The organism is Planococcus shenhongbingii, assembly GCF_030413635.1.
GTDB classification, from domain to species: domain Bacteria; phylum Bacillota; class Bacilli; order Bacillales_A; family Planococcaceae; genus Planococcus; species Planococcus shenhongbingii.
The window spans coordinates 1,230,096-1,252,180 of the sequence record NZ_CP129235.1; the positions used below are offsets into that span (position 1 = coordinate 1,230,096).

Below are 22,085 nucleotides of genomic sequence, written 5' to 3' on the forward strand. Positions count from 1 at the left end.
TTTAATGCTATTTTAATCTACTTGTAACACTGTTGTCATAAGATGGTGGTAAAGTAGGAATAGTAAATTGACCCCCTTTTTATAAAGAAATTTTGACAGGCCGTTTTTCGAGATAATCGGAGAACGGCCTCTTTTTTTATGCATAAATTTTAAAATTCTTCTTCCATAGGCGCTTGTCGGAGCTGAGCAAGCTACCTACGCTTTTCTTAATGTCCAGCTCCGGCGGCTAGCCCCTCGAGTCGCTTCGGTCTTACTGCGAATGGCAAAAGCGCCATTCACTGCAAGCCCTCCAGCGCTTGTCAGGGCTGAGTAAGCCGCCTACGCTTTTCTTTTTTTGCATGACACGCCAGGATAGATGTATAATGGAGAGAGTTTACAATAGATACGGAGTGTCGACAGTGCAGCGAATCGCAAATTTATTAGTGGTCCATGAAGGACAAGTATTGCTATTAAAAAAACCCCGGCGTGATTGGTACGTTGCACCGGGCGGTAAAATGGAAACAGGAGAATCAATTTATGAAGCGGCGATCAGAGAGTTCACGGAAGAAACAGGTGTACAGCCGCTTGGAACTCATTTAAAAGGGATCTACACGATGATGATTCAAGAAAAAGAACAAATCGTTGATGAATGGATGCTTTTCACTTTTTTGGCAACCGGCTTGATTGGCAAACCTTTCGAAGAAACGAGAGAAGGCCTTCTTGAATGGCATCCGGTTGAAAGTTTGGCATTTTTGCCGATGGCTGAAGGAGACCGTACAAACCTGCAATTTGCTGCAAGCCAAATAGGTATGCAATATGGCACTTTTCATTATTCGCCGGAATTCCAGCTAATTAAAGAAAGCATTCAAATGTCTACTGAAGAGGGGATCCAGCATAATGGATAAGCATACGAATGAAACTGAATTAATTATAATAACCGGCATGTCAGGAGCAGGCAAAACAGTCGCAATCCAAAGTTTCGAAGACTTGGGTTTTTTTACAATTGATAACTTGCCGCCGGCTTTATTGCTTACTTTCATCAAGTTGATGAGAGATTCCGGCAAATCAATGAAGCGGGTTGCTGCAGTTATGGATTTACGGGGCGGCGACTTTTTTGACAGCCTTGTGGATGCCATTGACAATATTTCGAAAGAGCCAAAAGTGTCTACGACGATTCTGTTTCTTGATGCCGACAACCAAACACTTGTCAGCCGGTATAAGGAATCACGCCGGTCACATCCATTATCTCCAGGCGGCCTAGTGCTTGGCGGCATTAAAAAAGAGCGCGACATGCTGATGGATCTGCAAGGGCGTGCGAAGTACATTTACAATACTTCCACCATGACTCCTAGACAGCTAAGAGAAAAAATTGTGACAGATTTCGCTACGCAAACAAGCAATAAATTTACCGTCAATGTGATGTCATTCGGCTTTAAACACGGCATTCCAATTGATGCAGATTTGGTTTTCGATGTTCGTTTTTTGCCGAACCCTTATTATATTGAAGAATTGAAACCGTTGTCCGGACTGGATGAACCGGTCTCAAGCTATGTTCTTCAATGGAGTGAGACCCAAACATTAATCAGTAAACTGACGGACCTTTTAGAATTCATGATTCCCCAATATAAAAACGAAGGCAAAGCGCAACTGGTGATCGCTTTTGGCTGCACCGGCGGCCAGCACCGGTCAGTGACGCTTGCTGAATATTACGGAAAACTATTGGCAGAACAAAACAAAACGATCGTTACTCATCGGGACGTCAAAACAAGAAAGGGCTGAGTGCATGGAAAGTACTTTACGCCGGAAACGGGTCGTTATTATTGGTGGAGGCACAGGACTATCTACGCTTCTAAGGGGATTAAAGAAGTTTCCGCTGGACTTAACTGCGGTTGTTACCGTAGCTGATGATGGTGGAAGCTCAGGCCGGCTTCGAAACGACTTAGATATACCGCCTCCAGGAGACATTCGAAACGTCATGGCTGCTTTATCAGATGCTGAACCATTGGTGGCGGAAATGTTTCAATACCGATTTAAACACTCCCCGGATTTGGAAGGACATTCTCTAGGCAATCTTATGCTTGCTGCTTTGACGAACATCACAGGTGATTTTTCACATGCAGTAAGGGAGATGAGCCGTGTTTTGAACGTCAATGGGACAGTGCTGCCAGCAGCAAACCAGTTGGTCACGCTTCATGCCGAGTTTGAAGATGGCACGATTGTCAGCGGAGAATCTAAAATTCCGGCGTATTTGCAGCCAATAAAAAGAGTTTTTTTAGAACCGCGTGATGTGAAAACTTTGCCTGATACGATAGAAGCTATCACTAAAGCGGATGTCATTGTAGTGGGACCAGGTTCGTTGTATACCAGTATATTGCCGAATCTGCTCGTAAAAGACATAAAAAAAGCAGTGGTTGCAGCTGAAGCTAAAAAAATATATATCTGCAATTTAATGACCCAAGCAGGAGAAACATACAAATATACAGCCTGTGACCATGTTCAAGCCATTTACGACCATGTAGGTGAACCGTTTTTAGATGCGATTCTGCTCAATAAGGAACAAGTGCCTAAAGGAGTTGTAGAACGCTATAAAAAACAAAAAGCGTGGCCAGTCGAATATGATGAAGAACGTTTGCACAATATGGGCCTTGAAATATTCAAACAGGACATCGCGAATATTTTTGGAGAAACAGTCCGGCATGAACCGATGAAAGTAGCAGAATGGCTGTTTGAATATGCTGGAGGCCTTATCAAAGAAGATCCTGAGCATTTGTATTTTTAATGCTTGGAAGGGGGAATATGGATGTCTTTTGCTTCGGAAACCAAAAAAGAGATGACACAAGTCGAAGTGGACGATTGTTGTGGGAAAGCGGAATTGTCCGCTTTAATTCGCATGAACGGCACCATATCATTTTCAAATCGGCAATTGAGCCTTGATATACAAACCGAAAATGCGGCTATAGCCCGTCGGATTTACACATTATTAAAGCGCTTTTACCGGGCTTATCCAGTGGAACTGCTGGTCCGAAAAAAGATGCGGCTGAAAAAGAATAACGTTTATATTTGCAGAATCAGGGAAGGTTCTAAACATGTGTTGGAAGACCTGGCTATTATTTCAGAAGGCTTCCAGTTCGAACATGAAATCAATAAAGCGTTAATCGAGAAGAACTGCTGTAAACGAGCGTATTTGCGTGGTGCATTTTTAGCAGGGGGATCTGTTAATAATCCGGAGACCTCTTCCTATCACTTGGAAATCTACTCGCTTTACAAAGACCATGCGGATTCTTTAGTGAATTTGCTGAACGAATTCCATTTGAACGCAAAGACGATTGAACGGAAAAAAGGGTTTGTCACTTATTTGAAAGAAGCGGAAAAAATTTCGGACTTTCTCAGCATTGCCGGTGCGCATTCAGCTTTATTAAAATTTGAAGATGTGCGGATTATTCGCGATATGCGCAATAGTGTCAACCGTTTAGTGAATTGTGAAACCGCCAATTTGAATAAGACCATTGATGCGGCGCTGCGGCAAGTGGAAAATATTCGCCTTATTGATCAAATGATCGGGATTGACCAATTGCCGGAACGGCTGCGTGAAATTGCACGCCTGCGGGTAGAATACCAGGACGTCACGTTGAAAGAATTGGGCGAGATGGTCTCAACGGGAAATGTCAGCAAATCAGGCGTAAATCACCGGTTGCGGAAAATTGATGAAATTGCCGAAACCTTGAGAAAAGGAGAAATGATTGGCCAGTGATTTTAGGCCTTTCTTTCATATAAGTTAAAGTGTTTAGCCAAGTTTCAGAGGAGGATCAGCATGGTTGATAAACAAGTGGAAGTACAATTGAAATCAGGATTACAAGCAAGGCAAGCGGCTTTGTTCGTTCAAGAAGCAAACCGTTATAATTCGGATGTTTACTTAGAAAAAGACGACAAAAAAGTAAACGCCAAAAGCATTATGGGCATCATGAGCCTGGCAATCAGCAAAGGAACGACCGTCAAAATTTCTGCAGATGGCAGAGATGAAGAAACGGCAGTCGAAGCATTGGCTGCCCTTATTGAAAAAGATGCATAAAAAGAGTCCACAGCAATCAGCTGTAGACTCTTTCTAGCTTGTGGAGAAAGATAAAACTTGCATTGGTGATCATTTCTTAACCGATATTCCGCCAACCAGCTACGCTTGCCGCGGGCGAGCGCCAAGCCGCTTCGTCGCTTACGCTCCTGCAAGGTTCGGCTGTCTCGCTTTCCCGCAGGCGTCTCCGCTGGTTGGCTTCATATCTGGAGAGCGGGAAGCAATAAAAGAGAACTTACTCAAACCAATCATACTTTTAGAGCGTTTATAAAAATCGTAATAGCGAGCTGAATGCAGCGAAGGAAGCGGCTGAAGCCATGTCCGCGAAAAGCGTCTCGCCTGGAGCGCAATGATAGAAGAACATTCGAGTTTCTCAACAGCCTGAAAAAAGTCACAGCAACCAACTGTGGACTCTTTCTATTCGCAAAATCGTTAACAGAAAAAGAGGATTCGGAATAACTCATCCCGAATCCTCTTTGTTCATTTTATTTTTTTTCGTCCAGCAATTTGTTGCGAGTGATGATTTGATCGACTAAACCATATTCTACTGCACGTTCAGCAGTCATGAAGTTATCACGGTCTGTATCTTTTGAAATCACTTCTAACGGCTGGCCAGTACGGTCTGACAAGATTTGATTCAATTTTTCACGTAGGTGCAAAATGCGTTTCGCTGCAATCTCAATTTCTGTCGCTTGTCCTTGAGCTCCACCAAGTGGTTGGTGAATCATGACTTCAGCGTTTGGAAGTGCATAGCGTTTTCCTTTTGTCCCAGCTGCAAGCAGGAAAGCACCCATAGATGCTGCCATGCCGATGCAGACAGTTTGAACATCCGGACGGATAAACTGCATAACATCATAAATCGCCATACCGGCTGTAATGCTTCCGCCTGGGCTGTTGATGTAAATGGAGATATCTTTATCTGGATCTTCAGCTTCAAGGAATAAGAGCTGTGCTACAATTGAGTTGGCAACATTATCGTCGATTCCGCTACCGAGCATGATGACACGGTCTTTTAACAAGCGCGAGTAAATATCATAAGCGCGTTCGCCTCTGCTAGTCTGTTCAATTACTGTAGGAATTAAATTCATAAGATATTTCCTCCTCATAATAAATAGTAGTCAATTCATGCTGAAAGTTCTTCCAGCTGTACTATTATCATACACATTATGGTCAATGAAGGTCAAATCTAACGAATTAAAAAAATAGGCTTGAAAAGTTGTTTTGTTATGGTTATAATAGAAAAGTCGTTAATAACGAAAAGCCCTCGTAGTGTAATGGATCACACGTAAGATTCCGGTTCTTAAGATGGGAGTTCGATTCTCTCCGAGGGCATATAGATTTAGGAAGCCCGTTTTGCCTCTTTATTGGCAAAGCGGGCTTTTTTTGTGTGGTTAAAAGTAATTATCAAAATAAACTTTTCGTTTTATTAATATAGAGGAATAAAATTCCAATAATTTTATTTAATTGCTTTATACTTTAGAAGAAGAAATAAATTCAAAACTACTGAAGAGGTGAAGCATTGAAAAAAATTTTTGTTCCGTTTATTATCCTAATCGCTTTTATTTTTATTTCCGCAGCTATGTTGATTCCAAGCTATAACAGTTTTGTGCAGCTTGAAGAAGATGTTGACGAATCGTATGCACAGATTGAAAATCAATTGCAGCGCAGACTCGACTTGATCCCTAATCTTGTTGAAACGGTTAAAGGGTTTGCTGATCAGGAACAGGATATTATTGACAATGTAACGCAGGCACGTTCGAATTTGGCCCGTGCTGAAGGCGTCAATGAGCAAGCCGAAGCAGATGCCGAATTGAATGGTGCGTTAAGCCGTTTACTGGTGGTTGTGGAAAATTATCCAGAAATTCGTTCCAGTGAGAATTTTCAGCAGCTGGCTGATGAATTGGCCGGTACGGAAAATCGAATTGCGGTGGCCAGACGGGATTTCAATGAAACCGTTTCGGAATTTAACCGAAAAGCAAAAAGTTTTCCTAGCAATATGATTGCCGGCGTTTTCGGTTTTAGTGAAAAAGCATATTTTGAAGCGGCTCCAGGTGCTTCAGAAGTTCCTAAAGTGGAATTCGGAAGCGACAAGGAATGATGAAGAAAGTAATTTTCTTGTTAGGAACGTTCAGCTTTTTGGTTTCGGCTCCTGTCGGGGCTGTGGAATTTCCTGAATTGACGGAGGATATATACATTCAGGATATAGCTGATGTCTTAACGCCAGCAGAAGAAGAGGAACTGCGTCGATTGGGAACAGAGCTTGAAGATGCAACCACTGCCCAGCTCGCGGTGATGGCCGTTCCTTCATTAGAAGGCAAACCGATTGCCGATTATGCATTGGAAGCTCTCCGGCATTATGGAATAGGAAAGAAAGAGGAGAACAACGGAGCGCTTATGGTCATTTCTACGGGCGACCGGGAAATTTACATTTCCACCGGCTATGGACTTGAAGCGGTTCTTCCGGATGGTGAAGTGGGACGGATTCTTGACAGCTATGCTATACCGTATTTGAAGCAGGATGAATATGGAAAAGGAATTATGAACACTTATAAAGCGCTTTACAAAGAAGTAGCGGCTGCCTATGATTGGAACAATACGTCTTTAGCGGCGCAGCCGGCGGTTCAGCAATCAAGTGTTCCCGATGAGAAGGACGATTGGTTGATCCCTCGGGGTATCATTGTTGCCGGTATTGTCATATGGATTGTCATTTCCTTGTTCGGCGATGGGGCTGGGAGAGGGAATAGCAAAAATTCAGGAAGAAGAAGTTCATCAAGTTCACGCCGGAGCAGCAGCGGAAGCTCCCGCAGCAGTGGCGGTGGTTCTCGAAGTGGCCGTGGCGGTTCTGGAGGCGGCGGCGGAGCAGGCCGCAAATTCTGATGAAAGAGGGAAGAAATGATTACATTCTACACACGCCAAAATTGCCCTTTATGTGATGAAGCAAAAATGATGCTTGAGCTTGTCCGGGAAGATTTTCCTTTCGAATATGAGGAAGTCGATATCGAGAGCGACGATGCCATACATGAAAAATACATGCTGATGATTCCCGTGATCGAAAAAGACGGGAAAGTCGTGATTTATGGAAACATCGGATATATCGAATTATTGGAAGCGTTAGAATTCTAACGCTTCTTTTTGTTTGCATTTTAAAGAGGGCTTCGTTAGAATGAAACTAGTGGGACAATAAAATTCTAAGTGGGACAAAAATTGCCCAGCTTGAAATGGAGTGAACGAATGGATTCATTAACGGAAGCGAAAAAAAAGCTGATGCCGGAAATGACCGAGCTCCTGAAAAAGCGTTATCAAATTCTGCAGACCATTCAAATGGAACAGCCCATTGGCAGGCGCCCTTTAAGTGAGCTTGCCGGAATGACTGAACGGGATATCCGAAAAGAAACAGATCTGTTGCGCAACCAGCAGTTGATTGAAACAAAGACCGCTGGAATGATTGTTTCTGAACAGGGGCTTGAAGTGCTTGAAGCTTTGAAGGATTTTATGCGAGAAATGTCGGGCTTGTCCAACATGGAAAAAGAGCTGAAATCCCTTTTAGGAATATCAAGAGTGCTGATCGTGCCTCAGAACAGCGACGATATTCCAGCAGTTAAATCGAATATTGGTAAAGAAGCTGCCCGCTTATTGGAAGCGAAGTTCCCACTGTATAAAAAAATCGCGGTAACAGGCGGCAGTACAATGGCTGCTATTTCAAAAGAAATAGCTTCCGATAAAAGAGATAGCTCTTTGCAATTTATTGCAGCAAGAGGAGGCTTAGGAGAAGATGTCCTCCATCAAGCCAATACAATCGCCTCCCTGTTTGCTGAAAAAACCGGTGGAGCGGTCAAAACACTTTATCTGCCTGATCATTTAAGTGCCGAGGCGTACGAGATGATGATGCGGGAACCGGTGATCAAAGAAATGATGGAATTGTACGACCAGACACAAGTTGTTGTACATGGCATCGGAAACGCTGAAGAAATTGCGCTGCAGCGAAAGTCCTCATTTGAAGAAGTGGAAAAAATCCGTGCAGGCGAAGCGGTTAGTGAAGCTTTCGGCTATTACTTCGACAAAAACGGAAATGTAGTTTATCGCATCCGCACAGCGGGAATCCAAATTGAACAAGTTCAAAAAGCGCCTTTCATCCTGGCAGTTGCAGGAGGGCGATCGAAAGCTAAAGCAATTCTTTCTTACTTCAAGATTGCACCGGAACAAACGGTTTTAATCACAGACGAAGGTGCGGCACGAAAAATAATCGAGTTAACTCAAAAACAGGAGGAATTTTAAATGACTTTAAAATTAGCAATTAACGGATTTGGACGTATCGGACGTATTGTATATCGCCAGGTAATGGAAAACCCGGAAGTGGAAGTAGTGGCAGTAAACGATTTGACTGACGCAAAAATGCTTGCACATCTTTTGAAATATGATTCAGTGCACGGTATTTCAGATGCAGAGATTTCTGCTGAAGGCGAAGACCTTATCGTGAACGGCAAAAGAATGCGTGTATTCGCTGAAAAAGATCCTGCAGCTCTTCCATGGGGAGAATTAGGGGTTGACATCGTCCTTGAATCGACAGGCCGATTCACAGACGCTGATGCGGCTGCTAAACATATCGAAGCTGGTGCTAAGAAAGTTATCGTTTCAGCACCGGGCAAAGACATGAAAACATTGGTTATGGGCGTGAACCATGACAGCTACGACCCAGCAACGGACAACGTAGTATCAAATGCTTCATGTACGACTAACGGCCTTGCAGGTATTTCAAAAGTATTGAATGATCGTTTCGGCATCAAACATGCCATGATGACGACCATCCACTCTTATACAAATGACCAAATTCTATTGGATTCACCTCACAAAGATTATCGCCGTGCACGGGCAGCAGCAGAATCCATGATTCCGACAACTACAGGAGCTGCGGTAGCAGTAACAAAAGTATTGCCGGAACTGAAAGGCAAACTGGACGGAATGGCTATCCGCGTTCCTACACCGAACGTATCATTGATCGACTTAGTGGCAGAACTTGAAACAGAAGCTACTGTTGAAGATGTCAACAATGCGTTGAAAGAAGCTACTGAAAACGAATTGAAAGGTTACTTGGCTTATACGGACCTGCCACTGGTTTCTAGCGACTATAACGGCAACCCGGCTTCATCTACAATCGACGGTGCATCTACAATGGCGCTTGGCGGAAACATGGTGAAAGTTCTTTCATGGTATGACAACGAATCTGGTTATTCTGCACGTTGTATCGACCTTGCTCTTCACATGTATAAAACAGGATTGTAATCCCAAATTTATAGCTTAATTTCCGATGAACCTCTATAATGGAAGAGGGTAGAGGGGTGGGGATTTACCCCACCCCTTATTTTTTTTAGACGAACGGGGAGGTAGTGTCATGTTGAAGAAAATGACTATGAAAGACGTGGACTTAAAAGGAAAACGCGTATTTTGCCGAGTGGATTTTAACGTACCGATGTCAGAAGGAAAAGTGACAGATGATACACGGATCCGCGCTGCCATTCCAACCATCGAATATTTGGTTGATAATGGAGCAAAAGTAATTTTGGCCAGCCACTTGGGACGGCCAAAAGGTACAGTCAACGAAGACATGAGGCTTGCAGCTGCAGGCGCCAAACTAAGTGAATTATTACATAAAGAAGTGAAAAGCCTTGATGAATCCATCGGGCAAAAAGTTGAGCAGGAAATTGCTTCAATGAACGATGGCGACATTGTTTTATTGGAAAATGTCCGCTTCCATCCCGGCGAAGAAAAGAATGATGAACAATTGGCTAAAGCGTTTGCTGCATTGGCAGATGTTTTCGTCAACGACGCTTTTGGAGCGGCACATAGAGCGCACGCTTCAACTGCCGGCATCGCTAAGCATCTGACTGCTGTTTCCGGCCTGTTGCTGGAAAAGGAACTGGATGTGTTAGGGAAAGCCTTATCTGAGCCGGAGCGTCCATTTACAGCGATTATCGGCGGAGCGAAAGTAAAAGACAAAATCGGCGTAATCGACCATTTGCTGGATAAAGTCGACAACCTGCTGATCGGCGGCGGGCTTTCTTATACCTTTACGAAAGCTCAAGGCCATGAAATCGGCACTTCTTTGCTCGAAGAAGACAAAATCGAGCTGGCACAATCGTTCATCAAAAAGGCGGAAGAAAAAGGTGTCAAACTTTATCTGCCGCTAGATGTAGTTGTGGCACAAAAATTCTCCAATGACGGCGAGACCAAAGTGGTTAGTATCGATGAAATTCCTGCAGATTGGATGGGCCTCGATATTGGACCGAAAACCGTTGAGCTTTATTCCGATGTCATTCTGAACTCTAAATTGATCATTTGGAACGGGCCAATGGGCGTCTTTGAAATGAGTTCTTTTGAAAATGGCACAAAATCAGTAGCACAGGCTATGGCAAAAACAGAAGCTTATACAGTTATCGGCGGAGGCGATTCAGCCGCTGCAGTAGAGCAGTTCAATGTCGCTGATCAAATGGATCATATTTCAACCGGCGGCGGAGCTTCCCTCGAATTTATGGAAGGCAAAGAATTGCCAGGCGTAACTGCCTTAACCGACAAATAGAAGGAGTGGTATTGTTGAGAAAACCGATTATTGCTGGAAACTGGAAAATGTATAAGACCTTATCTGAAGCAAAGGAATTTGTAGAAGAAGTAAAAGGTCTCGTGCCGGATGCAGACAAAGTTGATTCGGTCATTTGCGCTCCTGCTCTTTACCTGCAGCAGCTTGTCGCATCAACAGAATCAAGTTCGCTTCAAATAGGCGCTCAAACGATGCATGAAGAAAAAGAAGGTGCATTTACTGGAGAAATCAGTGCTGCCCAATTGGCTGATATTAAAGTGAATTACGTGATTATCGGGCATTCAGAGCGCCGGCAGTATTTCAATGAAACGGACCAATCGGTCAACAAAAAAGTCCATGCAGCATTTGAAAACGGCTTAACACCGATTATGTGCGTGGGCGAGACCTTGGAACAGCGTGAAAACGGCGAAACCGGCTCAGTGGTTGAAGCACAAGTAGAAGCAGGGCTCGCTGGATTATCGGAACAGCAAGCCGAGCAATTGGTGATTGCTTATGAACCGATCTGGGCGATTGGAACAGGCAAGACAGCTACTGCCCAAGATGCCAACGAAGTTTGCGGCATTATCCGAAATAAAGTGGCTTCATTATTCAATGACGGCATTGCTCAGCAAGTCCGCATCCAGTATGGCGGCAGCGTTAAACCCGCCAATATTGAAGAATTGCTGGGTATGGAACACATTGACGGCGCGCTTGTTGGAGGCGCCAGCCTTGAAACGGATTCCTTTGTAAAACTACTAGAGGCGGGATCGCATGCGTAATACAGATTATCCAGTAGCGTTAATCATTTTGGATGGCTTCGGCTGCCGGAAAGAGACTTTTGGCAATGCTGTTTCTCAAGCAAATAAACCGAATTTTGATCAATTATGGGAAAACTATCCGCATAGCCTTTTGACGGCTTCAGGCGAAGCGGTAGGGCTTCCGGAAGGCCAGATGGGCAACTCAGAAGTTGGCCATTTGAACATCGGTGCCGGAAGAATCGTTTATCAGAACCTGACACGGATCCATAAATCAATCCGCGATGGCGACTTTTTTCAAAATGCCGCTTTTGTAGAAGCAGTTGAAAATGCCAAAGCAAACGGCAAAGCGCTCCATTTGATGGGCTTGCTGTCAGACGGCGGCGTGCATAGCCATTATGAGCATTTGTTCGCTCTGCTGGAATTGGCGAAATTTTATGGCTTAACACGTGTTTATGTACACGGATTCTTGGATGGCCGGGACGTCGGGCCACAGACAGCAATTAAATATGTGGAAGAAGCCGAGCAAAAAATGCAAGAAATCGGCGTCGGGAAATTCGCTTCCATTAGCGGCCGGTATTATGCAATGGACCGCGACAAGCGTTGGGAGCGGGTAGACCTTGCTTACCGCGTTTTAGTGGATGGTGCGGGCCAGACGGCTCCATCTGCTAATGCCGGTATTACTTATTCTTATGATTTGGGCATCCATGATGAATTTGTCGTGCCTTTTGCCATCGTTGAAGAAGGCCAGCCAGTGGCAACGATTGAAACAGGCGATTCTGTCGTATTTTTCAACTTCCGTCCTGACCGGGCCATTCAGCTGACTTCTGTATTCGTGCGTGAAGGATTCCAGGAATTGCAGCTGAGCGTGAAGCATCCGACAAATCTGTCATTCATCACGTTTACATCTTATAGCGATGATTTGCCGACACGAGTGGCTTATGAAACGCAGAATTTGGAAAATACGATCGGTGAAGTGTTGTCTGACAGCGGACTGACTCAATTGCGAATTGCCGAAACCGAGAAATATCCGCATGTCACGTTCTTTATGAGCGGAGGAAGAGAAGATGTTTTCCCGGGTGAAGATCGAATTTTAGTAGATTCCCCAAAAGTGGCGACATACGATCTGCAGCCGGAAATGAGTGCTTTTGAAGTGACAGGCAAACTGGTCGAACAAATTCAAAACGACGCTCATGATGCCATCATTTTGAACTTTGCAAATCCGGATATGGTTGGCCATAGTGGAATGCTTGGGCCGACAATCCGTGCCATTGAAGTGGTCGATGAATGCTTAGGCAAAATCATTGAGGCGCTGCACGCCAAAGGCGGATATGCCATCGTAACAGCTGACCATGGAAATGCCGATGAAGTGGTAACGCTTGAAGGCATGCCGATGACTGCCCATACGACGAATCAAGTGCCGGTCATTGTGACTAAAAAAGGCGTGGAGTTGAGAAAAGGCGGAATTCTAGCCGATTTGGCTCCGACCGTATTGAAATTGCTGAATGTTGAACAACCGGAAGAAATGACCGGAAAACCATTATATTAAAAGGGAGATGTTTTCATTGCCAATTATCACAGACGTTTTAGCACGCGAAGTATTAGATTCACGAGGAAACCCAACGATCGAAGTGGAAGTATTCACAGAAAGCGGAGCATTTGGACGCGCAATCGTACCATCTGGAGCTTCGACTGGAGAACACGAAGCAGTTGAACTTCGCGACGGCGACAAGAGCCGTTACCTTGGAAAAGGTGTATTAAAAGCAGTTGACCATGTTAACAATGAAATTGCTGCAGAAATTGAAGGCAACTTCTCGGCTCTTGACCAAGTATCCATCGACCAGGCATTGATTGCACTGGACGGTACGGAAAACAAAGGCCGTTTAGGGGCAAACGCTATTTTGGGTGTCTCCATGGCAGTAGCCCACGCCGCATCTGATTACTTAGATGTTCCGTTATACCAATACTTAGGCGGTTTCAACGCTAAGCAATTGCCAGTGCCGATGATGAACATTTTAAACGGCGGCGAGCATGCTGATAACAATGTGGACATTCAGGAATTCATGGTTATGCCGGTTGGTGCAGAAACATTCCGCCACGCAGTGCGCATGGGAGCAGAAATCTTCCATAACCTGAAAAGTGTCTTGAAAGAAAAAGGCTATAACACTTCTGTAGGGGATGAAGGCGGCTTTGCTCCAAACCTTGGGTCAAACGAAGAAGCACTTCAAACGATTATGGAAGCTATTGAAAAAGCGGGCTACAAACCAGGCGAAGATGTATTGCTTGCTATGGACGTCGCTTCTTCTGAACTTTACGACAAAGAAAAAGGCGTATATAACTTGCCAGGAGACAATACAGTGAAAACTTCTGCTGAAATGGTTGACTGGTACGAAGAACTTTCCAATAAATACCCAATCGTTTCAATTGAAGACGGCTTGGATGAAAATGACTGGGAAGGCCATAAATTGCTGACAGAACGCATTGGTGACCGTGTTCAATTAGTCGGTGATGATTTATTCGTAACAAATACGAAAAAATTGGCGCAGGGAATTGAACAAGGCATCGGAAACTCGATCTTGATCAAAGTAAACCAAATCGGTACATTGACAGAAACATTTGATGCGATTGAAATGGCGAAACGCGCGGGCTACACCGCTGTCATCAGCCACCGTTCAGGAGAATCGGAAGATGTGACGATTGCCGATATCGCGGTAGCAACAAACGCTGGCCAGATCAAAACAGGAGCACCTTCACGTACGGATCGCGTTGCGAAATACAACCAATTGCTGCGCATCGAAGACCAGCTTCATGATACAGCTAGATACCTCGGCGTTAAAACTTTCTACAACTTGAAGAAATAAGGTATAAGGAACCCATTAGTTCTGTTGCTATTGTCATAGTTCGCAGTTTTTGGTAAACTTATTCTTGTTGTGGAAGTTCTTTTCAGGAGGTGGAATTTATGCATACGTTGTTAATGACATTACTCGTCATCGTATCGCTCGCTTTAATCGTTGTCGTCTTATTGCAATCAGGAAAAAGTGCAGGCCTTTCAGGAGCCATCTCCGGTGGAGCAGAGCAACTTTTCGGCAAGCAAAAAGCCCGTGGATTGGACCTAGTCCTTCAACGCGTTACGATTGTACTTGCTGCCTTATTCTTTATTCTGGCTATCGCCGTCACAAAAGTTTAATGTAGATGATTAAATCGCCTGACCAATAACTGGTTAGGCGTTTTCTTTTAGATAAGATATTAATAATTTTAGCTTTGATGAAGTCTAATGTCGATATTCCGCATAACAGCTACGCTTGCCGCGGGCGAGCGCCGAGCCGCTACGCTCCTGCAGGGTCTCGGCTGTCTCGCTATCCCGCAGGCGTCTCCGCTGTTTTGCTCCATATCTTTAGATAATTTAATAAAAAAATCGTACAGGAATATGGTAACGATATAAGGTGTTTGCTAGTTGGCAGAATTTCATCCGCTCTTCATAAGTAGAAGACGAGGTTTAACATGTCATACTAAAGAATAAAATATGTAGTCCAACTGATACAAATTGAAATGAATGGAGGATATTTATGCGGATTTCGCAGCCAAAACCATTTTTCTTTAAGGCAGGGCCAAGAGCCGTGCTTTTGCTGCATGGATTTACAGGGAACTCAGCGGACGTCCGGATGCTCGGCCGTTTTCTTGAAAAACAGGGCTATACGTCTATTGCTCCCCATTATGCGGGACACGGCGTGGAGCCGGAGAAATTGCTTCCTACAGGTCCGGCAGACTGGTGGAAAGATGTTGAGAAAGCTTATAACCAATTAAAAGAAGAAGGTTATGAGGAAATTGCCGTTGCCGGTTTATCGCTTGGCGGCGTATTTACACTGAAGATAGGGTATACATTCCCTGTAAAGGGACTCATCACAATGTGTGCGCCTATGCATATGAAAACAACCGAATTGATGTATGAAGGCGTGTTAAAATATGCCCGGGATTATAAGAAGTATGAAGGAAAAGACGAACAAGTTATCGAAGAAGAAATGAAGAAGTTTCAAGAAACTCCAATGGAGTCACTTGCCGATTTACGGAAATTGATTGGCCATGTCAGAGGACAGGTGGATCATGTATACGCTCCGCTTTTTGTCGTCCAAGGTTCATTGGATGATGTGATCGATACCGATTCTGCCAACATTATTTATGAAGAAGCAGAATCTTTCCAGAAAAATATCAAGTGGTACGAGAAATCCGGGCACGTCATTACGCTCGATAAAGAAAAACAACAATTGCATCAAGACATTTTAGCATTTCTCGAATCGCTCGATTGGAGCGTGTGAGACCGTCTTAGAGGAGGAATTCAGTATGGCAAATAAAGAAATGACATTGGACCAACGGTTATTGGAGTTTATGCGTGAAGACGCTTATAAACCGCTGACTGTACAGGAAATAGAAGAGCAATTCGGCTTTGAGAATGCCGATGAATTTAAAGAATTGGTGAAAACCTTGGTGAAGCTTGAAGAAAAAGGGCTGCTTGTCCGGTCGCGTGCCAACCGTTACGGAGTACCGGAGCGGATGAATCTGATGCGCGGGAAATTCATCGGCCATGCCAAAGGCTTCGGCTTTGTGGCACCGGAAGAAGCCGGTTTGGATGATATTTTCATTCCACCGAACGAAGTGAATGGAGCGGTCAACGGCGATAAAGTCATGATTCGTGTATCGGAGGCTTCAGCAGGCGACCGTCGAGAAGGCGCTATTATCCGGATTCTGGAACGGGGCACTTCCAAAGTGGTCGGCACCTTCCAAGACAATCGCGGCTTCGGTTTTGTCGTGCCGGATGATAAGAAATTGAATATGGACGTCTTTATCGCAAAAGACGATACACTTGGCGCGGTTGATGGCCATAAAGTCGTTGTCGAAATTACGGGCTGGCCGGAAGGACGGATGTCCGCAACGGGAATCATCTCACAGATCTTGGGCCATAAAAATGATCCCGGCGTTGATATCTTATCCATTATTCATAAACATGGCATTGAGACAGAATTTCCACCGGATGTCCTGGAGCAAGCGAACAATGTGCCGGAAGAAATCGATCAAGGAGATTTAAAAGATCGGCGCGATTTGCGCGATCAGCAGATTGTGACGATTGATGGCGCCGATGCAAAAGATTTGGATGACGCTGTCCAAGTGATGAAATTAGAGGATGGAACTTATAAATTGGGCGTCCACATCGCCGACGTCAGCCATTATGTCACAGAAGGATCACCGATTGACCGGGAAGCTTATGACCGGGCAACGAGTATTTATTTGACGGACCGGGTTATCCCGATGATTCCTCACCGCTTGTCGAACGGCATCTGTTCACTGAATCCGCAAGTGGACCGCTTGACGCTGTCGTGTGAAATGATTTTCAATGATATGGGCGAAGTACTTTCGCATGATATTTTTCAAAGCGTCATTAATACTTCCGCACGGATGACATATACAGATGTCTATGAAATACTGGAAACGGACAATCAGGAACTGAAAGAAAAGTATGCAGATCTTGTTCCAATGTTTGAGTTGATGAAAGACTTGGCTGCAATTCTCAGAGAACGCCGCATGCGCCGCGGAGCGATCGATTTCGACTTTAAAGAATCAAAAGTTCTTGTTGATGAAGATGGCTATCCGGTGGATGTCGTGGTTCGTGAACGCACGGTTTCCGAACGGTTGATCGAGGAATTCATGCTGGCGGCGAACGAAACGGTAGCAGAACATTTCCATAATATGGACGTGCCTTCGCTTTACCGGATTCACGAAGATCCGAAGCCGGAGAAGCTTCAGCGCTTTTTCGAATTTATCACCAATTTTGGGATTATGGTAAAAGGCAGCGGTACGCAAGTGCATCCGAGCGCCTTGCAGGAAATTATTAATTCCATCAAAGACACACCAGAAGAGGCGGTCGTTTCGACAATGATGCTGCGCTCTATGCAGCAGGCGAAATACTCGGCTGAAAGCGTAGGCCATTTCGGGCTTGCCAGTGAATTTTATACGCATTTCACATCGCCGATCCGCCGTTACCCGGATTTGGTCATTCACCGTTTGATCCGCACGTATTTGATCAATAAAGACTTGTCGAAAGCGACCATCATGCACTGGGAAGCGCATATGGATGAAATTGCTGAACATACGTCTGAGCGCGAACGCCGTGCAGTCGATGCCGAACGCGACACAGATGCATTGAAGAAATCACAATACATGGCAGATAAAATCGGCGAAGAATTTGAAGGCATCATTTCTTCCGTAACGAATTTCGGCTTGTTCGTCGAATTGGCGAATACGATTGAGGGATTAGTCCACGTGTCGAACATGACGGATGATTTCTACCGCTTCGATGACCGCCAGATGATGATGATGGGTGAGCGTTCAAAACGCCAGTTCCGCATCGGGGACGAAATTCAAGTGAAAGTGATTGGCGTCAAGCCGGAAGAATCATCGATCGACTTTGAAATCGTCGGCATGCCGCAGAGCGTGCGCCGCACGAGAAAAGACGCACCAAAAGTCATCCGCGCCACGAAAAAAGACGGCGATAAAAAGCCGGGAAGAAGCGGGAAACCGGGTGGCAAACCAGGCGACAAGCCAGGAAGTCCGACCCGCAAACCGAAAAACAAAAAGAAAAAGTTTTATGAAGGCGTTGCTAAGGGCAAAGGTCCAGGACGCAAAAAGAAATAACAAGGAGCGGCTCAACTGCCGCCCTTTTTGAATCTATTTGAGGTGAAAACAGCATGGCAAAAGGCGAAGGAAAAGTTATCGCACAAAACAAAAAAGCAGGATTCGATTATTTCATCGAAGAAACGATTGAAGCCGGAATTGTGCTGCAAGGAACTGAAATCAAATCTGCACGAAACGGCAAAGTGCAGCTGGTGGATGCGTTTGTTCGGATCCGGAACGGCGAAGCCTGGATTTCCAATATGCACATTGCGCCCTATGAGCAGGGCAATATCTTTAACCATGATCCGACAAGAGTCCGGAAACTGTTGCTGCATAAAAAGCAGATCAATGAACTTGTAGGCGTCTCAAAAGTGCAGGGATCGGCAATCATTCCGTTGAAGATGTACTTGAAAGACGGCTATGCAAAAGTGCTGCTCGGTATCGGTAAAGGTAAGAAAAACTACGATAAGCGCCAGGATTTAAAGAAAAAAGACGCAAAACGAGAAATTGACCGCGCTATGAAAGACCGCAACCGTTAACACTTGATGTCTGACCATTATTGCCTTATAATAATGTTATAGCACATAAGGCTCATCGCCTTCCCGTGTTCCTTTATAATGAGGGGACGTTACGGATTCGACAGGGATGATCTGGGCTTGGGTCGCGCGTCGGAGGATCGGCTCCGTCACCAACGTAACTATAGTAACTGGCAAAACAAACCAAAACCTAGCATTCGCAGCGTAAGCTCGGATCTGCTTTATCTATCCATCGCCCATGTGGCTAGGTAAAGCTCAACTTTAGTGGGATACGGCTTGCAGTGCCATTTGAGCTGCCGGCAAGAGATTCTCAAATTAGTGCCCAGGACGCCTGCTTACTGGCAGAATGGCGCATGAAACCCTAATAAGTAAGCTACACGCGTAGACGCTCAAGTAGCGGAGTTTCTGGACGCGGGTTCGACTCCCGCCGTCTCCATTTGGAGAAAAAGGATTTTAAGAAAACGCCAAAACCTTTTTATGAGGTTTTGGCGTTTTTTGTTATTTCTGCGATAACTGTTTTTAGCATTAACCAAATCTAACGCTAATAAATTATCCAGCCGGCATTACAAGCAGTTTTACTGACACAACAGTAGGGTAATCCACTAATATCCCGCATTAGTAAAACTAATGCTTATTCGATAGGAGGATCTTATGGAATATATCTATCTAGGAAACTCAGGCTTACGCGTACCCAAATACATACTGGGAACTGTCCCGTTCAGCGGCACAAATGGTTTTGAAGCAGCCGGCAACATCAAAGAAAAAGAAGCTCGGCGGATGGTGGATTTGGCTTTAGAAGCTGGAATCAATATGTTTGATACAGCAAATCTTTATTCGAAAGGTGATGCTGAAAGAGTACTTGGCACAACTATTAAAGGGCGCCGCGATGAAGTGTTGCTGACGTCGAAAACGGGCTTTCCTTTAAGCGAAAATCCGAACGTTCGAGGTGCTTCAAGAAACAATATCTTATCTTCCATTGACCAAACCTTGGAGCGGCTTGGAGCAGATTATTTGGATTTGTATTTGGTCCATTTATGGGATGGGCAGACACCAATCGAAGAAACGGTGGAAACGATGACGAGCCTGATTAAATCCGGAAAAATCCGGCATTGGGGTGTTTCAAATTACAGCGGATGGGCACTGGCTAGAACTTATTCAGTTGCACAGCAGCTGGGTTGCATCCCACCGGTCACCCAGCAAATCTACTATACGCCAGAAGCACGGGAAGCGGAGTATGAGCTGCTGCCGGCAGGAGCGGAACTTGGCGTCAGTTCGATGATCTGGAGTCCGCTCGGCGAAGGATTGCTCAACGGAAAGATTGGCCGGCATAAACAAGCCCCTGACAATACGCGCCAAGGCACCGGATGGCCGGAGCCTTGGGTTCAGGACCAAGAACGCCTTTACCAAGTGATTGATGCCCTGGAAGAGGTTGCGATGAACCACAACGCCTCCGTTCCGCAAATCGCATATTCTTGGGTGAGGGACCGCCCGAATGTCGGTCCGATAGTCATCGCAGCCCGCAACGAGGCGCAATTGAAGGAAAACATCGCTTCATTTGAAATTCAGCTCACTGCGGATGAGCATGACCGGATTGAATCAGTCGCTAGGCCGGCACCTCTCTATCCACACTGGCACCGGGCAATGAATTCAATGGAGCTGGGCAGTTCCTCTGAAATTCCCTATCTAAAAGGGTATAGACAGTCGATGGGAATTGAAAATTAGCTAAAGTTTATTCTTTAAGAAGAAATGCACCGCTTGCAGAACGTTAAACCAGTTCTGCAAGCGGTGCGTTTTTCTATTTGTTTTATATCATAAAGATAAGATTCAAACCCCCAATTAGAATCCCATAAGCTATAATGAGTGATGAGAAAATAATCGTAATGTTAAGAAAAGAGTCATGCTAATGAATAAAATGAAAAACATTCCATTACAAACCAAAATACTTGGGCTGATCAGTGCGCTGATCCTTTTTATCGTAATTCTGCTTGCCGGTATCTTCGCTTATTTAGAATCTGTAGATACCAGGGACCAAGTGGAGCAATTGGCTTTGCAATCGGCCAAGACGATTTCTCTTTTGCCTGAACTTCGGGAGGCCATTGAAGAAAATGATGCAGACAGCCGCTTCCGCCCAATTGCTGAGCAGATAAAAGATCAAGTAAATGCAGCGGATATCGTCATCGAAGATCGCGAAAGAATCATTTATTCACATGTGAATCCAAGTCTCGTTGGCCAAGAGAGCATCGATCCTATCAGTTACCGGGCATTAATTTTCGGGGGCTCGAATAATTTTGAAGTGGAACGGGAACAAGGAACTGTGATCATCGGGAAAGTGCCGATCATTGCGGATTACGGTGAATACACGCAAATCATTGGGACCGTGTCCGTCGAATTTTTGGAAAGGGATATTTACCAAAGTATCTATGAACGAATCAGAGTTATTATGATTGCCTCTTTGATTGTTTTGCTGGTGGGAATATTGGGAGGCATATTTCTGGCGAAAAGTATTAGAAAAGATACATTGGGACTGGAGCCGCACGAAATTGCTGCCTTGTATAGGGAAAGAAACGCCATTCTGTTATCCGTCAAAGAAGGGATTATAGCGATTGATGAAAATGGATGGATCACGTTGATCAATCATTCAGCGAAGTCGATGTTAGATTTTGATGAGGACAACCTTATAGGCCAGCCCCTCAACCAATTTCTTCAACAGATTCAAATAGATGACGTGTTACAGACAGGGAAATCGGTTAATAATGCAGAGGTCTTGATTAATGAAAAGATTTTCATCTTCAATATCATTCCGATTATTGAAAATGGCCAGGTGGCAGGCGTTGTTTCCAGTTTCCGGGATAAAACAGAATTGAAGAATCTGATGAATACGATAACAGAGGTTCGTGAGTATTCGGAAGGGCTTCGTGCACAAACCCATGAATATGCCAATAAATTATTTTTGCTGTCCGGGTTATTGCAATTAGAGCGATACCAGGATGCATTTGAGTTTATCCAGAAAGAGTCTGTCACACATAAGCATCAAAACCAGATTTTGTTCAATCAAATTCACGATGCGAATGTCCAGGCTATTTTGTTGGGGAAAATTGGAAAGGCTTCGGAAAAGAAAATTCACTTTGAAGTGGATCCTGACAGCTATGTCGATCCGTTGCCAAGCCATATAGAGGCAGCAGATGCGGTTGTCATTATTGGCAATCTGATTGATAATGCCTTTGATGCAGTAGAGCAGCAGCAAGAGAAGAAAGTGGCATTTTCAATTACGGATTTTGGCAACGATATTATAATAGAAGTAACGGACAATGGAAAAGGAATTCCAAACGATAAATTAGATGCGCTATTTACGATGGGATACTCCTCGAAGGGTGAAAATAGAGGATTCGGCTTATTCAACGTGAAGCGCATTGTCGAATCCTTGGGCGGCACAATTGAAGTAAGCACTGAACAAGAAAGCAGGACTATTTTTACCGTTTACCTCCCAAAAAAAATGATGGGATAAACTCAGGAGG

The 22,085-nt window shown here is 44.6% G+C and carries 21 protein-coding genes, 1 tRNA gene and 1 other RNA gene; 22 read left to right on the plus strand and 1 reads right to left on the minus strand.

The features are described from left to right. The first annotated feature begins 398 nt into the window (after positions 1 to 398). The 5 genes from QWY16_RS06075 to QWY16_RS06095 are packed head-to-tail and all read left to right on the plus strand — an operon-like array spanning position 399 to position 4,048. On the plus strand, positions 399 to 884 hold the full coding sequence (locus QWY16_RS06075) for an NUDIX hydrolase (RefSeq protein WP_300993319.1): 486 nt from the start codon (positions 399 to 401) through the stop codon (positions 882 to 884). Continuing rightward, positions 877 to 1,758, plus strand: coding sequence for an RNase adapter RapZ (rapZ, locus tag QWY16_RS06080; RefSeq protein ID WP_300992046.1), 882 nt, complete (start codon positions 877 to 879; stop codon positions 1,756 to 1,758). The genes QWY16_RS06075 and rapZ overlap by 8 nt, the downstream gene beginning before the upstream one ends. 4 nt (positions 1,759 to 1,762) lie before the next feature. Next, positions 1,763 to 2,758 carry a gluconeogenesis factor YvcK family protein gene (locus tag QWY16_RS06085; RefSeq protein WP_300992047.1) on the plus strand — a complete coding sequence of 332 codons (996 nt, stop codon included), beginning with the start codon at positions 1,763 to 1,765 and terminating at the stop codon, positions 2,756 to 2,758. A gap of 21 nt (positions 2,759 to 2,779) precedes the next feature. Continuing rightward, complete coding sequence (whiA, locus tag QWY16_RS06090) at positions 2,780 to 3,730, plus strand: DNA-binding protein WhiA (RefSeq protein WP_300992048.1); 951 nt, start codon at positions 2,780 to 2,782, stop codon at positions 3,728 to 3,730. Positions 3,731 to 3,790: 60 nt separating this feature from the next. Further along, on the plus strand, positions 3,791 to 4,048 hold the full coding sequence (locus QWY16_RS06095) for an HPr family phosphocarrier protein (protein WP_300992049.1): 258 nt from the start codon (positions 3,791 to 3,793) through the stop codon (positions 4,046 to 4,048). 482 nt (positions 4,049 to 4,530) lie between these two features. Here the strand turns inward: QWY16_RS06095 and clpP are convergent, their stop codons facing one another. Next, on the minus strand, positions 4,531 to 5,133 hold the full coding sequence (gene clpP / locus QWY16_RS06100; protein WP_300992051.1) for an ATP-dependent Clp endopeptidase proteolytic subunit ClpP: 603 nt from the start codon (positions 5,131 to 5,133) through the stop codon (positions 4,531 to 4,533). 172 nt (positions 5,134 to 5,305) lie between these two features. Here clpP and QWY16_RS06105 point away from each other — a divergent pair. The 17 genes from QWY16_RS06105 to QWY16_RS06185 all read left to right on the plus strand — a co-directional run bounded on the left by QWY16_RS06105 (position 5,306) and on the right by QWY16_RS06185 (position 22,075). After that, positions 5,306 to 5,377, plus strand: a tRNA-Arg gene (locus tag QWY16_RS06105). 187 nt (positions 5,378 to 5,564) lie between these two features. After that, positions 5,565 to 6,143: a LemA family protein gene (locus QWY16_RS06110; RefSeq protein WP_300992052.1), complete on the plus strand. Its 579-nt coding sequence runs from the start codon at positions 5,565 to 5,567 to the stop codon at positions 6,141 to 6,143. Further along, a complete protein-coding gene (locus QWY16_RS06115; RefSeq protein WP_300992053.1) occupies positions 6,140 to 6,922 on the plus strand; it encodes a TPM domain-containing protein in 783 nt (260 codons plus the stop codon). The genes QWY16_RS06110 and QWY16_RS06115 overlap by 4 nt, the downstream gene beginning before the upstream one ends. Positions 6,923 to 6,937: 15 nt before the next feature. Further along, positions 6,938 to 7,168: a glutaredoxin family protein gene (locus QWY16_RS06120; protein WP_300992054.1), complete on the plus strand. Its 231-nt coding sequence runs from the start codon at positions 6,938 to 6,940 to the stop codon at positions 7,166 to 7,168. Positions 7,169 to 7,276: 108 nt separating this feature from the next. Then, positions 7,277 to 8,320 carry a sugar-binding transcriptional regulator gene (locus QWY16_RS06125; RefSeq protein WP_300992055.1) on the plus strand — a complete coding sequence of 348 codons (1,044 nt, stop codon included), beginning with the start codon at positions 7,277 to 7,279 and terminating at the stop codon, positions 8,318 to 8,320. Continuing rightward, complete coding sequence (gene gap, locus QWY16_RS06130) at positions 8,321 to 9,325, plus strand: type I glyceraldehyde-3-phosphate dehydrogenase (protein WP_300992057.1); 1,005 nt, start codon at positions 8,321 to 8,323, stop codon at positions 9,323 to 9,325. Between the two features lie 109 nt (positions 9,326 to 9,434). Further along, positions 9,435 to 10,619 (plus strand): phosphoglycerate kinase, encoded by a 1,185-nt coding sequence (locus QWY16_RS06135; RefSeq protein WP_300992059.1) that lies wholly within the window; start codon positions 9,435 to 9,437, stop codon positions 10,617 to 10,619. Between the two features lie 14 nt (positions 10,620 to 10,633). After that, entirely contained in the window at positions 10,634 to 11,395 is a 762-nt protein-coding gene (tpiA, locus tag QWY16_RS06140) for a triose-phosphate isomerase (RefSeq protein ID WP_300992060.1), read from the plus strand. Further along, on the plus strand, positions 11,388 to 12,920 hold the full coding sequence (gpmI, locus tag QWY16_RS06145; RefSeq protein WP_300992061.1) for a 2,3-bisphosphoglycerate-independent phosphoglycerate mutase: 1,533 nt from the start codon (positions 11,388 to 11,390) through the stop codon (positions 12,918 to 12,920). Before tpiA ends, gpmI begins: the two co-directional genes overlap by 8 nt. Positions 12,921 to 12,936: 16 nt before the next feature. After that, positions 12,937 to 14,232 (plus strand): phosphopyruvate hydratase, encoded by a 1,296-nt coding sequence (gene eno, locus QWY16_RS06150; protein ID WP_300992063.1) that lies wholly within the window; start codon positions 12,937 to 12,939, stop codon positions 14,230 to 14,232. A 98-nt stretch (positions 14,233 to 14,330) separates the two neighbouring features. After that, the gene (secG, locus tag QWY16_RS06155) at positions 14,331 to 14,558 is read left to right on the plus strand and encodes a preprotein translocase subunit SecG (protein ID WP_036808196.1); all 228 of its coding nucleotides are present in this window, start codon (positions 14,331 to 14,333) and stop codon (positions 14,556 to 14,558) included. A gap of 379 nt (positions 14,559 to 14,937) precedes the next feature. Further along, positions 14,938 to 15,684 carry an alpha/beta hydrolase gene (locus QWY16_RS06160; protein ID WP_300992064.1) on the plus strand — a complete coding sequence of 249 codons (747 nt, stop codon included), beginning with the start codon at positions 14,938 to 14,940 and terminating at the stop codon, positions 15,682 to 15,684. Between the two features lie 25 nt (positions 15,685 to 15,709). Next, on the plus strand, positions 15,710 to 18,055 hold the full coding sequence (gene rnr, locus QWY16_RS06165; RefSeq protein ID WP_300992065.1) for a ribonuclease R: 2,346 nt from the start codon (positions 15,710 to 15,712) through the stop codon (positions 18,053 to 18,055). Between the two features lie 53 nt (positions 18,056 to 18,108). Next, entirely contained in the window at positions 18,109 to 18,573 is a 465-nt protein-coding gene (gene smpB, locus QWY16_RS06170) for an SsrA-binding protein SmpB (protein ID WP_300992066.1), read from the plus strand. Between the two features lie 82 nt (positions 18,574 to 18,655). After that, positions 18,656 to 19,009, plus strand: a transfer-messenger RNA (tmRNA) gene (gene ssrA, locus QWY16_RS06175). 212 nt (positions 19,010 to 19,221) lie between these two features. Then, the gene (locus QWY16_RS06180) at positions 19,222 to 20,292 is read left to right on the plus strand and encodes an aldo/keto reductase (protein ID WP_300992067.1); all 1,071 of its coding nucleotides are present in this window, start codon (positions 19,222 to 19,224) and stop codon (positions 20,290 to 20,292) included. Positions 20,293 to 20,473: 181 nt separating this feature from the next. Next, positions 20,474 to 22,075, plus strand: a complete 1,602-nt coding sequence (locus QWY16_RS06185; RefSeq protein ID WP_300992069.1) for an ATP-binding protein — start codon at positions 20,474 to 20,476, stop codon at positions 22,073 to 22,075. The last annotated feature ends 10 nt before the right edge of the window (positions 22,076 to 22,085 follow it).

What these genes read in the sequence shown, in the direction of transcription:
- gap (WP_300992057.1), top strand. Translation starts at nt 8,321, where the DNA reads ATGACTTTAAAATTAGCAATTAACGGATTTGGACGTATCGGACGTATT.
- QWY16_RS06160 (WP_300992064.1), top strand. Translation starts at nt 14,938, where the DNA reads ATGCGGATTTCGCAGCCAAAACCATTTTTCTTTAAGGCAGGGCCAAGA.
- rapZ (WP_300992046.1), top strand. Translation starts at nt 877, where the DNA reads ATGGATAAGCATACGAATGAAACTGAATTAATTATAATAACCGGCATG.
- secG (WP_036808196.1), top strand. Translation starts at nt 14,331, where the DNA reads ATGCATACGTTGTTAATGACATTACTCGTCATCGTATCGCTCGCTTTA.
- QWY16_RS06115 (WP_300992053.1), top strand. Translation starts at nt 6,140, where the DNA reads ATGATGAAGAAAGTAATTTTCTTGTTAGGAACGTTCAGCTTTTTGGTT.
- QWY16_RS06180 (WP_300992067.1), top strand. Translation starts at nt 19,222, where the DNA reads ATGGAATATATCTATCTAGGAAACTCAGGCTTACGCGTACCCAAATAC.
- clpP (WP_300992051.1), bottom strand. Translation starts at nt 5,133, where the DNA reads ATGAATTTAATTCCTACAGTAATTGAACAGACTAGCAGAGGCGAACGC.
- whiA (WP_300992048.1), top strand. Translation starts at nt 2,780, where the DNA reads ATGTCTTTTGCTTCGGAAACCAAAAAAGAGATGACACAAGTCGAAGTG.
- QWY16_RS06085 (WP_300992047.1), top strand. Translation starts at nt 1,763, where the DNA reads ATGGAAAGTACTTTACGCCGGAAACGGGTCGTTATTATTGGTGGAGGC.
- QWY16_RS06185 (WP_300992069.1), top strand. Translation starts at nt 20,474, where the DNA reads ATGAATAAAATGAAAAACATTCCATTACAAACCAAAATACTTGGGCTG.
- QWY16_RS06125 (WP_300992055.1), top strand. Translation starts at nt 7,277, where the DNA reads ATGGATTCATTAACGGAAGCGAAAAAAAAGCTGATGCCGGAAATGACC.
- QWY16_RS06135 (WP_300992059.1), top strand. Translation starts at nt 9,435, where the DNA reads ATGTTGAAGAAAATGACTATGAAAGACGTGGACTTAAAAGGAAAACGC.
- QWY16_RS06120 (WP_300992054.1), top strand. Translation starts at nt 6,938, where the DNA reads ATGATTACATTCTACACACGCCAAAATTGCCCTTTATGTGATGAAGCA.
- QWY16_RS06095 (WP_300992049.1), top strand. Translation starts at nt 3,791, where the DNA reads ATGGTTGATAAACAAGTGGAAGTACAATTGAAATCAGGATTACAAGCA.
- gpmI (WP_300992061.1), top strand. Translation starts at nt 11,388, where the DNA reads ATGCGTAATACAGATTATCCAGTAGCGTTAATCATTTTGGATGGCTTC.
- rnr (WP_300992065.1), top strand. Translation starts at nt 15,710, where the DNA reads ATGGCAAATAAAGAAATGACATTGGACCAACGGTTATTGGAGTTTATG.
- smpB (WP_300992066.1), top strand. Translation starts at nt 18,109, where the DNA reads ATGGCAAAAGGCGAAGGAAAAGTTATCGCACAAAACAAAAAAGCAGGA.